This window comes from Paenibacillus sanfengchensis (assembly GCF_036864765.1).
GTDB classification, from domain to species: Bacteria; Bacillota; Bacilli; order Paenibacillales; family Paenibacillaceae; genus Fontibacillus; species Fontibacillus sanfengchensis.
In genome coordinates, this window is the sequence record NZ_JBAGJC010000004.1 from 318446 (window position 1) to 332114 (window position 13669).

Here is a 13669-nt window from a genome sequence, read left to right on the forward strand (position 1 = left end):
GCGATGCAAAGGGTTCTTTTCACACTCTCGACCTGCAACTAAGGGTTTGGTTCGAATTAAAGGGAATTCTTCCCGTTAATTTGGTACGTATGCGGCTGCAGAGGCGAATTAGCTGGAAAACCTCCCGTTAATTCGCCTGAAATTGTGTATTTCGGCAATAGGGCCGCGAAATAGATGGAACTTTTCCAGCTAAATCTGATCGAAAAGCCAAGAGCGGTAAATTAACAGGATATTTTCCCGTTAATGACTCCGACGGTGGGACTTTATATAACAACTTGGTACATTTTGTTGTCTACAGATAATTCACGTTGTCCTTTATTTACTTTTGATGATGAAGGAAGTATAGATTATAGATATCAAGGACAACCCCCGACAGTTCGAGTAACTGAGCGTTCTTGGTTGGATTTAGTATATAGTTTAATGGCAGCTACAGATCAATATCTAAAGGAGGAGACATTGGTTTGTCCCCTCCTTACTTAGATTTACAAACTCTTTTCTTCGGCAGTTACCGTGTCCAGCATAGTCACTTTACCAGTATACATATCGACATAGAAGAATCCATAGGTGGCTATATGATCAGGAAAGTCTTCATATGCACGAATAATGTATCGAGAACCGTCAGTACCATCCATCGTGTAATGCAGCTTATATTTATTCGCATCGTTTTTGATTTTCTTATAAAGCAGATCTATGGCCTGATCTTCGGTGTATTTTAATTTTGGCTGCTTTCCTATGTAAAGTCCGCCATGGATTAGACCTACCTGCTTACCTATTGAGTTCCCAACGGATCTTATCGGTACATATGTTGTACCCTTATAGATTAATGCTTCTGTTGATGCTTTCTTTGTCCCATCCACATAAATTCCTAGTTTTTGAAATGCTACCTTTATGGTTTGTATTACTCGCTGCATACGCTGTTCCTCCCGTCAAAAGAACCCCGATACAAATCCCAAGTGCTAAACCTTTTACTTTATCATTCATCATAATTCCCCCTTCTTTTATGATTTTCGACATAGTCAACTTTTTCCCTCTAGATAAGGAAAAGAACACCTCTTGAATATTGATTGAGATGATGAAGTTTTTACGCAAGTGTAGAGAAGGATAAAATTGTTGAATTTTGTTGATCTTCTTCGTAAAATCTTATTCATCAACTATTTGCAGTTAATTAGAAGAGATCTTAATTAAAGAGTGGTTTCCTCTCCCCTGAATAGTTGTTTTTTCCTTCACGCGCGGAAGGGCGGATGATTTATATTTTTAGTGAAAAATGAATGCGATTACATCATCCTAAGGGGGCAAGGTTCAATGAAGTTTAACAAGTGGGGCTTGGCTGGACTGGCGCTGCTGATGGCATGCTCTTTGGCGGCCTGTTCATCGGGCGGCGACAAGGCGGAAACCGACACGGCAGCAGCCGATGCCGAAGCCAGCAAGACGAAACTGACCTACTGGACGATCGACCGGCACGATACTGATTTTATCGAGCAAAAAGTGAAGGAGTACGAGGAAAAGAACCCCAACATCGACATCGAGATGAAGGTCATGGCGGATAACTATGCGCAGTCCGTGGAAATCGCTTTTGCCAGCAACCAGGGACCGGATATATTCCGGGTGGATACGGGGAATGTGCCGACCTGGGTGAAGCGCGGTTACATGGAGCCGTTCGATGACTACATAACGCCCGAAATGAAAGAGAACTTCAAAAACGTGCTGATCGAAGAGAAGAACATGGTCGGCGGAAAAATCTACACGCTGCCGAATATCGGCCAGTTCTGGAGATTGATCTACAACGTCGATCTGTTTGAAAAAGCGGGGATCGACGGGCCGCCGACGACGATTGCCGAAATGGTCGAGGACGCCAAGAAGATCACGGCAGCGGGCAAGGACAGCGGGGCCTACGGCTTTGCCGGCAACTTCAAGAGCGCCAGCGGCTTTGAGCGGATCGCCTACCCGATTGTCTCGCTGAGCAAGAACACGGGGAACGAAGGCTTTAACTTCCAAACCGGGCAGTTCGATTTTACCGTGTATAAAGAAGTGCTGCAGGCGTTGCATCAAATCCGTGCGGACGGCAGCATGCTGCCCGGCTCGGAATCGCTCGACATCGACCCGCTCCGCGCCCAGTTCGCACAAGGGAAGATCGGCATGTACTTCAACCACTCGGTAGAGCCGAGCGTGTATAAGACGCAGTTCCCGACGGACATCAACTGGGCCGTGGCCATGCCGCCGACGATTGACGGCAAGCAAAACGGGGCCGACCAGGTTATCGCAGGCAGCTATCTGGCTATGAGCAAAAATTCCGAGCACAAACAAGAAGCCTGGAAGTTCATCGAGTGGATGTACAGCGACGACGTACAGGTCGCATACCAGGAAGGCGGCTACGGCGTCTCCGTCATCCCGTCCGTGGCGGCCAAAGCCAAAGCCCCGGACATCGCCGGCATCGAGAACTTCCTGCCGACCGCGATGGACGGCATCTACCCCGCCACCCCGCTGGTCGCCACCGAAGGCCGCGTCGAAGGCACGAAGAAAGTCGACGTTTTCAACAAATTCATCTTCGACGGCCAGGACTTGGACAAGGTATTGAGCGATCTGAACACGCGATACAATGCCGCGTTGGAGAAAGCCAAAGCGGCGGGGGAAACCACGATTGGAGCGGATTCGGGATTTAACGCGGCGAATTTGCAGGGGTCGTTGGTGGAGAAGTAGGGGGAGACAATACAAAAGACAAGCCCATTGCATCAGCTTGGGCTGGTCAAGTAGACAGTAAAAAAAGTTTAAAGCGGCGATTTGTTCCCGGTATTCGACTGGGGATAAATCGCCTAATTTGTTATAAAACAGGGGCGGATGTGGTATAACGATAAATGGAATACCATAATTGAGAGTACTAATAGAAACTCTTACAGTTACTTTTTACGCGGTTTATTGGAATGGACTTTACCCCTGAGAATGGCTATGTTTAAAGAATGCCCGTAAGGCAGCTTGTCTCCTGCTTACGGGCTGTTTGTATGGCCGAGCCAACCCTTAGTTTTCAATTTGATTAACGTACGGGCAATAAAGCCTCCACCTTTTTGATCGCTTCGCTGGCATCAATGCGGCCGTAACCGTATCTGTCGTGCCAACCGTTGGCCATGGGTCTTGCGGATGCTCTCAATATTTCATGAATTTCATCGCTGGACAATTTCAGTCCGTGGGCATGAGCCTCAGCAAGCATTAATGCAATCACTCCTGTTACCGCAGGGGCGGCCATACTGGTCCCTGACATCTGAATATGTCCAGTTTCCGTACCGGATGCGGCTGCGCTCACCCGATGCCCGGGAGCGCTGATCTCCGGTTTTTGTCTGCCGTCGCGCGTCGGTCCTGAACTGCTGAAGAACGAAAGGGGAGTGTCCGGAGCTTTAGCGTCATAAGAACCCACCACTACGCTTTTCATCCCGCAACTTATCGACCCGATGGTATGCGAATTGTCCAAAGGAGCATCAAAATGGGACTGCGCCGCATCGTCTCTTTCAATCCAGGCATGGAATTTTCCGGATTCGATTCTTAGGCCTTTCAACCTGATCATCCACTTCCCTACAGTTACCCAGTTGTGTTCCGGGTCTAAGCTGTTCATTTGGGAGCGTTCCATAAAAATGTTGATAACATGATCGCCATTATTGGGATCATTTTTTCTATGGGCCATAAACGCGAGAATTTCATTGTGCGGACCAAGTATTTGATGATTGGTTCCAAGCTTGAGCTCCCCTAAACTTTTTCCTTGAGGCGTAATGATTTCGCATGAAAATTCATCCTTTTTGTCATACCAAAGCTCAAGCTCATTAAAGGTGAAATCATGGCTTTCCACAATCCAATTCAGATCAAAAGTTTCGCCTTGCTTGACGGTACCGCTGGCATGAATACCGTCGGCATAAGAATTGCTGGCTGCCAATACAATGGCCCGGTTGGATTTCGCATGCACAATCGTGTCGATCCCTGTTTCCACAAGCGATTTGCCGTCGTGAGCGCCACCGTTTGTCCCCAAGCTGACATTCATCACGCAAGGTGAATCGCCTGCCGTTTGACTGATAAATTGCAAGGCCTCGAGCATATGGGCAGAGCCCGCGAAGTTACCTTCGACAACTTTTGCTCCCATCCATGGAACGTCATCAGCATTAATTTGTACAAAGATGATATCCGCTTTAGGGCTACACCCGATGCTCCTGCTCTGCCATTACCACAAGCAATATCCATTACATGCGTTCCATGCCAATGATCGATTTCCCCTGTTTGCGGATCCGTATCCTTACGCGGGTCAGGGATATTCAATGCGGCATAGGGATCTGGAGTTTTCAGAGCAGCATTGATTTCTTGGCGGCTAATTAATCTCCCATATCCGAAATCGGTGTCCGTGTAGCCAATAGCACTCTGATCCCAATAACATAATAGCCGGGTTGTCCCGTCCGGATTTATAAAATTTTGATGCGCAAAATCACAGCCATAGTCAACAATACCAACGACAACGCCTTTTCCGCCGTCACTTTGGGAATCCGGCGGCAGCAGATCCGGCAGGGCCTTGATTTCTTCGACGGTTCGTTTAAGCTGCGGATTCAGTATTTGCGAGGCCTTAAGACTAAGGACAATGGGAGATTTGCGTACTTCCTCGATCCGATTGGAAGCAACCCGGGCCGTAACCAATCTTACATTTTCATTTTCGTCGGGGACATTGCCCAGGTCGGCAATCTGGCGTACTCCGGCCAGTTGCTTCCACTTTTCAATATCGTTTACTTTGGCGATTACAGCAATTTCAATACTTTCACGGATCGCCTCCTCAGTAAATGATTCGGCAGGGTGGGCCCGTTCCTCGTTATTTTGATTCCAAGAAAGTACCCTTTGGATTCTTGGATCGATGTTTGGGGATATTCGCTCCGTCGTTTCCTTAATTTTCATTTAATTCCTTCTCCTTTACTTAAATGTCTCGACGGCGTTAGGATATCTCTTTTGTAAACAGTTATACCTCCGGGAGGGCGGATTCACGGCCTAAATCGATGTGTTGACTTTCGATATGATTCGAACATTATTTTGATGAAACCAGATACAGATGTTAGGTTTCATAGGGAAACGGTATGTGATCATCACGGGATTTAAAAGATTTTGCCTACGCCCAGTCCGCCCTTAAGTTCGGAGTGCTGGACTTTATCACGAAACCTTGCGTAGAAGCGGATATATTAAGCATGCTCGACCGGACCTATGTACGGCTGATCGAAGAGAATCAATCCGGGCGGCTGGTGGAGGATTGGAAGCGCCAGCATGAGGACACCCAGCTTCGCTCGGCGATTATGGGCATGTCCTGAAAACACTATTCCTCCCGAAAAGGAGAAGGAAATCGTATCCTGGCTGATGTCGGAAGACTCCGGCCGGTTGAACAAGGAGCTTTTAACGGAGGTTTACGGCAACCATATTATCTCAGGCCAGCAGGAGATTTACGGAGGCGGAAATAACGGCAATTATGAGTTGGAATTTGACTGGATCTACAATTTAACCGGAAAAGTTCCGGCCATCCGCGGCTTCGATTTTATGAACTATAATCCGCTCTACGGTTGGGAGGACGGCACCACCGATCGGATGATCGATTGGGTGAATAACCGGGCCGGGATCGCGACCGCTGCCTGGCATATCAATGTGCCCCGTGATTTCGCCGCCTATCAGCTTGGGGAGTTTGTGGATTGGAAGGACGCCACCTACAAGCCGACGGAAACCAATTTATATATAGAAACAGTTATTTGTCCATTTTATAAAATAACGGAGCGTGCCCGGTGACTTGCTTGAATACTCGGCCAAAATGCGTGACGCTACCGAAACCTACCTTTTTAGCAATCAGGTTGACCTTCAGGGAGGAGTGTACCAAAAGTTTCTTGGCTTCCTTGACCCTAATGCTGTTCAAATATTCCACAAAGGTAAAACCCGTCGCTTCTTTAAAACAGCGGCTTAAATAATAGGGACTAACGTAAAACTTCTCCGCTAGCAAGTGAAGCGACAACTTCTCTGAATAATGGTCGTTAATGTAACGAACAATCTCCGAAATCCGTTCATGCATAGGGCTAGGAAATACCGGCGGCTCCGGACTGTTTTGTTTCACATGCCGGCAGCAAATGATGAGGAACTGCAGCGTTAAAGTTAGCGCATACATCTCGAAGCCGGGTTTCGCCTCGCGCATTTCCAGTATGATTTGCTGCGCCAGCGTCTGGATGGATACTTGGTCAAGCTGTGAGCTTCTTATAAGGATATATTCCTTCTCAAACAACGGCTGCAGGATGTCCGGAGAAGAGTTTTTCGCCGGAATCATTTCCTTTTCATGAATATTTACGATAAGCCGTTCGTGTTCGGGTATTTTCGCATTGGTGGTCCGATGCAGAATATTCGGAGGGATGATGACGATATCCCCCGCCTCAATCACGATTGTCCGGTCCTTAATAAAAATATCCCGTTTGCCGGCCAGCAAATAATAGATTTCGTACGTACTATGAAAATGGCTGCTCGGCATATGAATACTCAATGCCTTCCGGTGGGATACCGAGAAGGTTCTTTTATCGTTATCGTACAGGATATCTCCCAAGCTGCGCACCGCCTTAAATCCGATTGTCTTATTCATTATACCTTTAATTAACGCAAGATATAAGAAGAATCTATGCTTTGCAGCAAATAATGTACATATTCCTGTGCTAGTATGTGGCTTGAGAACATAACAAGGAGGAATGAGAGGATTGAATTCAGCACAAACCGATTTCGAGAAAAGGCTGCAAGAAGCGCCGACTCCCCTTCAATGGGCGGAGAAAGCCTGCGAAGCGTTGATGGCCAAATACGAGCCGGAACAGCTTCCGCCGGACTGGTTCCATTATCATCAGGGGGTTTTTCTGTCCGGCATGGAGAAATGCTGGCGGGAGACTGGGAAGCAAAAATACTTCGATTATATCAAGCGTTGGGTGGATAGCCAGGTTCTCGAAGACGGCAGCATCAAGAAGTACCACACCGGTGAATTGGACGATATTCAGCCGGGCGTGCTGCTGTTTAACTTGTATGAGCAAACGGGAGACGAACGTTATAAAAAGGCCTTGGATCAGCTGGTCCCCTTGCTGAAATCCTGGCCGACCAACCCCTCGGGAGGGTTCTGGCATAAGAATCATTTTCCGAATCAAATGTGGCTGGACGGATTGTATATGGCCGGGCCGATTGCCACCCAGTACGGCAAGACTTTCGGTGCAAGCGAATATTTCGGGATGATGACTTATCAGGCCATTTTGATGGCTGAGCGTACTAGGGATCCCGAGACCGGCTTGCTGTACCATGGATGGGACGAGACCAGAGCGGCTGAATGGGCGGATCCGGTTACCGGCTTTGCTCCCGAGTTCTGGGGCCGCGCGATGGGGTGGTACCCTGTGGCTCTACTCGAAATGTTCGAATTCCTTCCTGAAGGTCACAAGGACAAGGCCAAGCTGATCGACATCCTTCGGGATTTGCTCGTCTCTCTGTCCAAATACCAGGATGCAACCACCGGCTTATGGTACCAGGTTGTCGACAAAGGCGACCGGGCGGATAATTGGCTGGAAGTCTCCTGCTCTGCTATGTACGTCCTGTCTATTGCCAAAGCCGTGCGCCTTGGTTATCTTGACGCCAAGTACTTGAATGTTGCTCGAAAGGGCTATCAAGGCGTGATTGATACTTTAAAATTCGACGAGAACGGCAACGTGATCATCGGCCGTATTTGCGTCGGGACGAACATCGGCGATTACGCCCACTATATTGCCCGCCCTACCAGCGAGAACGATTTGCATGGCGCTGGGGCCTTTATTCTTATGTGTATGGAAATGGGCCGGGCCTCGTTGTAGGCCTGCATCGGTTCAATCAAGCCATGGCGGCTAAATGAAAAGCTAACGCAAACGGGAAAGTGAAACGCAAAAAAGGATGCGAGCGAATTCGCGTCCTTTTTCTGTACGCGAAAAACAAAAAATCTATAGAAAAACCTAGAGATTCTTAAGGAATGCACTGGAGGGACTGCGGTACAGTATAAACATCACCCGAAAAGCAATCAACCAAGAAAGAAGGTTAGAACATGCCAACAACACCTGCGACCGCCGGAACGGACAGCGTGCCGAAGGCCAAACAAGCCTTTCACGAGACCAAGAGGTTTCGGCAGAATATTCCGCTGTTCCTCATGCTCGTACCGGGGATCCTGTATTACGTGATATTCCGGTATTTTCCTATGGGAGGGCTTGTGATCGCTTTCAAGGATTACAACTTCCACGATGGCATTTTGTCCAGCCCTTGGGTGGGACTCAAGTATTTCAAGATTTTATTTCAGTCCGACGCTACGCTGCAGATCATCTGGAATACCCTCTCCTTAAGTATTCTGAATCTGATCTTCGGTTTTCCCGCGCCGATCATTATCGCCATCGCGCTGAATGAGGTTCGAAAAAGATGGCTGAAGCGCTGGATTCAAACGATTATTTATCTGCCCCATTTTCTGTCCTGGGTCATCATAGCGGGGCTGGTTCTCACCTTGTTTTCGATCGACGGCGGCACCGTCAACAAGCTGCTGGAGCAATGGGGAATGGAGCCGGTGCCGTTTCTGTACCGCATCGAATCCTGGGTCACGATCTTTATCGGCTCCGGGATGTGGAAAGAGATGGGGTTCGGCGCCATTATCTATCTCGCCGCTCTTTCGTCCATTGATCCCAGCTTGTACGAATCCGCCGCCCTGGACGGCGCGGGCAAGCTAAGACAGATCTGGCATATTACGCTGCCGGGCCTCCGTCCTACGATTATCCTTCTGTTGATCCTGGGCATGGGCCGCCTGATGGAGGTAGGGTTCGACCAGGTTTACAACTTGCAGAATCCCACCGTCCTGGAAAAAGCCGAGGTCATCAGCACCTATGTGTACAAAGTGGGGCTGCAGAAGGCCCAATTCAGTCTGACCACGGCCATGGGTCTATTCGAGTCCTTTGTCGGCCTGGTGCTGCTGTTGTCGGCTAACGCGCTGGCCAGGAAATTCGACCAGGGATTATTCTAGCCTATGCTTTCGAAGCGTGTTTTGTTCGAAGCTTATTCAGGAAGTAAAGCTCACAAAACTTTTAGGAGGGGAACTGCATTGAGAGAGTCGGCTAGCGGAAAGGTTTTTTCGGTCTTCGTTCACACGGTATTGATTATCATCGCACTCACCTGCATTCTGCCTTTCCTGCATTTGATCGCTTTGTCCTTAAGCGAAGGGCATGCGGTGGATCTGGGACAAGTCTGGTTCTGGCCGGTGGGCCTTGATTTTACAGCCTATGAGTATTTTTTTCAGAACACCCCGGCCTTGCGGGCATTTAACAACAGCGTCCTCATCACCCTGGGCGGAACGGCGCTTAGCATGCTGACGACGGTGCTGACGGCGTACCCCTTGTCCCGCCGCTATCTGTATGCCCGCAAGCCGCTTACAACAGCCGCGCTGTTTACGATGTTATTCAGCGGCGGCATGATTCCCACTTATCTGGTGATGAACAATCTGAACTTGACGAACACGTATTGGTCCTTATGGTTCGTTGGGCTGATCAGTACCTATAACATGTTAATCATGAAAAGCTTCTTTGAAAACATTCCGGGTGAAGTGACGGAATCGGCTCAGATTGACGGCTGCGGAGAGATGCAACTGCTTTTGCGTATTATTTTGCCTTTATCCCTGCCCATGCTGGCCACATTGACGTTATTCTACGGAGTTGGTTACTGGAACATGTTCATGAACGTCATTCTTTACATTAATCGGACGGAACTGCAGAATCTCACGGTAGTCGTCCAGAGCATGCTGCAGATTCAGAGCATGGACAACATGATGGCAATGGATATCATGCAGCAGCAGGAACTGATCTCCGAGAAGCTGAAGGCGGTAGGTGTTATGGTGATGGTGGTGCCGATGCTGGTGGTCTATCCGTTTCTGCAAAAGTATTTCGTTCAAGGAATCATGCTCGGTTCCATTAAAGGTTAGCGGCACACATCCATTCATTTTAGATCATAGATCGAGAGGAGCTTGCAAATGATTGAGCAAACATCCAAGTGGAATAAAAGGGTCTGGTCATCCGCATTACTGGCTATCGTGTTGACGGCGGGGGTTGCCGGCTGCAGCCAGCCAAAAGAAGGGGGGGGAAGCGGAGATAAACCCGTCATTACTGTGTCCAACTATGACAGAGGCAATATCCCGGCCGCGGAGGGAACCGTGGAGGAGAACCGCTGGACCAAATGGATCAACGAACATTCTCCGGTTGAGGCCAAGTTTGTGCCTGTGCTTCGGTCGGAGGCGGTCCAGAAGTTGAATGTGATGTTCGCATCCGGCAGTGCGCCGGATATGGTCAATGATTATGATACGGGCTTCCGGGATTCCCTGTACCAGCAGAAGCAGCTGCTGCCTCTGGACGATTACTTGCAGTATGCCCCTGAATACGAAAAATTGCTGGAGAAGTATCCTGGGCTGCGTGAGGTGGGCACCAAGCCGGACGGCAAGTTATATGAAATCGGCAAAATTAACGAGCCCCATCTGCAAAGCGTGGCGCTCATCCGGGTGGATTGGTTGAAAAAGCTGAACCTGGAAGTGCCGAAGACGACCGATGAGCTGATTACCGTCCTGAAGGCTTTTGTAGAGCAAGATCCGGACGGCAACGGCAAGAAGGATACGTACGGAACGAATATCAGCTATACCTCCGGCGGTATGATAGATTCCATGTTCGGCGCAGGCGGCTGGGCCATCTCGGCTGACGACAAAATCATCCGCAGCTGGGATAATACACTGGAGGCGACGAAATTCAAGAAGAGACTGTTCGAGGAAGGGCTGATCGACCCGGACTACCTGGCCGACACGAACGGCTCCAAAGCAAAGCAGGATTATTTGAACGGCAAGGTGGGCGTTTTTCTGCCTCCGCAAATCAATAACTGGTTTGAGAGTACGGTCACCGATCTCAAGACGATCAGAAGAGTGGTCCCGGAAGCGGAAATTGCCCCGATGATGCAGCCCAAGTCGCCAATGGGACAGTTCACCCATCACGTGACCAACCCGATTCAGATGACGACCGTGGTTAACGCCGCGGCCAAAGATCCCAAGGCTGTGATGGAATATATCAACTTTATGCTCCAACCGGATACGGCGTTGACGCTGAGAAAGGGACTGGAGGGAGAGCATTGGAATAAGGGGGCGGACGGCGCGCCCGTCGTGAATGATCTCGAAAAGAACATGAAGGAAGTGGATTGGGCTGCGGACTACACCATGTTCTATTCCCTCCCGCAGAACGAATTTTTGACCTCCGTATCGGCATTTAATGTGGAGGATCCGGATCAGAAGGCGGGGCTGGAGATGATGAAGCAAGCCGACCAGTTCTTGCTCAATCCGGACGCCAAATATCCCGCTCTGAGTCACTACGAGCATATGCCGGTTCTGCCAAGCGACCTGGTCGTTATCAATACCAACGTGGACAAAGAAGTGAAAGACATCATTGTCAAAGGAATCATCGGCGGATCCAAATATACGTCCGAGCAAGCGATTGCGGATGCCAAAGCGGCCTGGGAGAAAGGCGGCGGCAAGCAGATCGAGGAATACATGAATACATGGTATCAAGAAAACAAAGACACGGCCTTCCTGGGCGATGATGTACTGGAAATGGTCCGGTCTCAATTAGAGAGGTAGTTCAAAAAGTCATCTTTCCATGACGAAGCCGTTCATGAAGAGGATAAAGCAAATAAGGACTTGGTCCGGTAGCAGCCGGGCCAAGTTTGTTTTAAAATACGATGAAAGGGTTTACAAACGGATTACATCATCGTTTCGGGGAGGGAGCCAGACTGAATCCGATGAGCTGGCCGGGGAGGATTGCCGGAAAAATGAAGGGCAGCTTCAAGTTGAAGCTGATTGTACTGCTCTCGTGTATGGTCACACTAGCCTTCACCTTAGCGGGGTGGCTGGTCTACCGCTTAAATGTCCAATTGATGGAGGACGAGATCAGCAAGCAGTTCTCCATCGCCAATGAACAGGCTTTAGCCAGATTGGAACTCACCTTCCAGGAGGTAAGCCGGGTATCCCAATCCATTATCCTGAATCCTTCTATAGAATTGTTCGTCACAGAGAGCCTGGATCCCGGAGGGGATCTCTATACTCAATTCAAGAACCGTAAGTACGTGGAGGAGCAACTGATCACGCTGCAAGTGGATGCGCCGTCGATCCGTTCCATCTTTCTGTTCAATGAAAACGGAGATTTGGCTATTCTCTCCCAAAATGGGGCGTCAGGCGAACCCGGACCTGAAGAAATGGCCATGTTGATGGGAAAGCTGGAGTCGCATCGGGGGAACTTGGTCTGGGGTCGGGCCAGTCTGCCCAGTGCCGTCGATCCCGGCGGACGCCGGACGGTGCTGATCGCCGCCAGACGGATGCTCAATGACAAGCTGATCCCGTACGGAACCATGGTGGTGGTGATGGAGGAAAGCCTGGTATCCAAAGTGCTGCGGGATCTTACGGCGAACGGCAACGGCAAGGTGCTGCTGCTGGAGCCTATGGGGGGACTGCTCTACTCCAATACGAATCAGGAGGAGACGGAGCAACTCATGCGCTTGATCGATGCCGGCGATCCCCAATATGCCAAGATGAATGGGGTCACCTATTTATTTGTCCGCCATCGTCTGGAACCGGCAGGCTTTACCCTATACGGAGGGGTTTCTCTGGAGGAGATTCAGCGCAAAAACAAAGACATCATCCATATCTTTGTTGTTGCCGGAATTGGCGTTGTGCTTCTCAGCGCGCTGCTGATTACGATTTCTACCAGAACCCTGCTGAAGCCTCTGGCCGATCTGATGCGGGGGCTGCGCAAATTGCGTTCGGGGGATTTCTCGGCCCGGATCAGCGTCCGTTCCGGCGATGAGCTCGGGTTTATCAGCGAGAGCTTCAACAGCATGGCGGAGCAAGTAAGCACCCTGATCAGCAAAGTGTACCTGGCCCAGATCAGCCAGCGGGAATCGGAATTAAAAGCCATTCAGGCGCAGTTGAACCCTCATTATCTGCATAACCTGTTCAATGAACTGTATTGGAAGCTGTACAACGACGACCAGGCGGAGGCGGCTCTTCTGATCAACGCCATCTCGGAGATGCTGAAGTATTCGCTTCAATCCGTAAAGACCGATACGACGCTGGGAGAAGAGCTGCAGCAGGTACGGAATTACATTAAGATTCAGACCGAATTGTTTACCGGCGAGATGGAAACGATCATTCAGGCCGAAGAATCGTTGCTGGGTCTGCGGATGATGAGATGTCTGCTGTTGCCGGTGGTGGAGAATGTTTTTGTGCATGCCTTCCGCAATATGGACGAAGACCGGGTGCTCAGGGTGAAGGCTGCTTTACGGGATGGAGCGCTGTATATCGAGGTGGCTGACAACGGCTGCGGCATGGATGACAGCACTTTATATGCTTTGAAGGAAGTTAAGGATGCGCTGCCGGAGAACAACAAAACGGGAATCGGCTTTAAAAGCGTGCTGCGGCGCATTGAACTGGTGTACGGGGCTCCTTACGGAGTAGAGATTTCCAGCGTCAAGGGAAAAGGAACGACCGTTCACATCAGGCTTCCCATTCAGACGATGCCGCAAGAGTACTAAGCCCATGCTTCCGAAGCGAGTTTTGCTCGAGGTCGATTCAGGAGGTAACGCT

Annotated in this window: 10 protein-coding genes and 1 pseudogene; 7 read left to right on the forward strand and 4 right to left on the reverse strand. The window is 49.7% G+C overall.

The window, feature by feature from the left end:
- Positions 1-482 precede the first annotated feature (482 nt).
- Positions 483-911: a hypothetical protein gene (locus V4U84_RS10690; RefSeq protein ID WP_334071398.1), complete on the reverse strand. Its 429-nt coding sequence runs from the start codon at positions 909-911 to the stop codon at positions 483-485.
- A 391-nt stretch (positions 912-1302) separates the two neighbouring features.
- Between V4U84_RS10690 and V4U84_RS10695 the strand changes: the two genes are divergently transcribed.
- Positions 1303-2697 (forward strand): ABC transporter substrate-binding protein, encoded by a 1395-nt coding sequence (locus V4U84_RS10695; protein WP_334071397.1) that lies wholly within the window; start codon positions 1303-1305, stop codon positions 2695-2697.
- 331 nt (positions 2698-3028) lie between these two features.
- On the opposite strand, the gene V4U84_RS10700 is transcribed toward V4U84_RS10695, so the two are convergent.
- Both V4U84_RS10700 and V4U84_RS10705 read right to left on the reverse strand, forming a co-directional pair.
- Positions 3029-4120, reverse strand: coding sequence for a S8 family serine peptidase (locus V4U84_RS10700; protein ID WP_334077166.1), 1092 nt, complete (start codon positions 4118-4120; stop codon positions 3029-3031).
- Positions 4021-4914 carry a S8 family serine peptidase gene (locus V4U84_RS10705; protein ID WP_334071395.1) on the reverse strand — a complete coding sequence of 298 codons (894 nt, stop codon included), beginning with the start codon at positions 4912-4914 and terminating at the stop codon, positions 4021-4023. The genes V4U84_RS10700 and V4U84_RS10705 overlap by 100 nt, the downstream gene beginning before the upstream one ends.
- A gap of 486 nt (positions 4915-5400) precedes the next feature.
- Here V4U84_RS10705 and V4U84_RS10710 point away from each other — a divergent pair.
- Positions 5401-5754 (forward strand): annotated as a pseudogene (locus V4U84_RS10710) (glycosyl hydrolase); the annotation flags it as partial.
- Here the strand turns inward: V4U84_RS10710 and V4U84_RS10715 are convergent.
- Positions 5744-6616, reverse strand: coding sequence for an AraC family transcriptional regulator (locus V4U84_RS10715; RefSeq protein WP_334077167.1), 873 nt, complete (start codon positions 6614-6616; stop codon positions 5744-5746). The pseudogene V4U84_RS10710 and the gene V4U84_RS10715 overlap by 11 nt on opposite strands.
- Before the next feature lie 112 nt (positions 6617-6728).
- Here V4U84_RS10715 and V4U84_RS10720 point away from each other — a divergent pair, with 112 nt between their 5' ends.
- The 5 genes from V4U84_RS10720 (at position 6729) to V4U84_RS10740 (ending at position 13617) form a co-directional block, all read left to right on the forward strand.
- Positions 6729-7850, forward strand: coding sequence for a glycoside hydrolase family 88/105 protein (locus V4U84_RS10720; protein ID WP_416367233.1), 1122 nt, complete (start codon positions 6729-6731; stop codon positions 7848-7850).
- Positions 7851-8074: 224 nt separating this feature from the next.
- Positions 8075-9031, forward strand: a complete 957-nt coding sequence (locus V4U84_RS10725; RefSeq protein ID WP_334077169.1) for an ABC transporter permease — start codon at positions 8075-8077, stop codon at positions 9029-9031.
- 78 nt (positions 9032-9109) lie between these two features.
- Complete coding sequence (locus V4U84_RS10730) at positions 9110-9982, forward strand: carbohydrate ABC transporter permease (RefSeq protein WP_334077170.1); 873 nt, start codon at positions 9110-9112, stop codon at positions 9980-9982.
- Between the two features lie 48 nt (positions 9983-10030).
- The gene (locus V4U84_RS10735; protein WP_334071389.1) at positions 10031-11668 is read left to right on the forward strand and encodes an extracellular solute-binding protein; all 1638 of its coding nucleotides are present in this window, start codon (positions 10031-10033) and stop codon (positions 11666-11668) included.
- A 191-nt stretch (positions 11669-11859) separates the two neighbouring features.
- Positions 11860-13617 carry a cache domain-containing sensor histidine kinase gene (locus V4U84_RS10740; protein ID WP_334077171.1) on the forward strand — a complete coding sequence of 586 codons (1758 nt, stop codon included), beginning with the start codon at positions 11860-11862 and terminating at the stop codon, positions 13615-13617.
- The last annotated feature ends 52 nt before the right edge of the window (positions 13618-13669 follow it).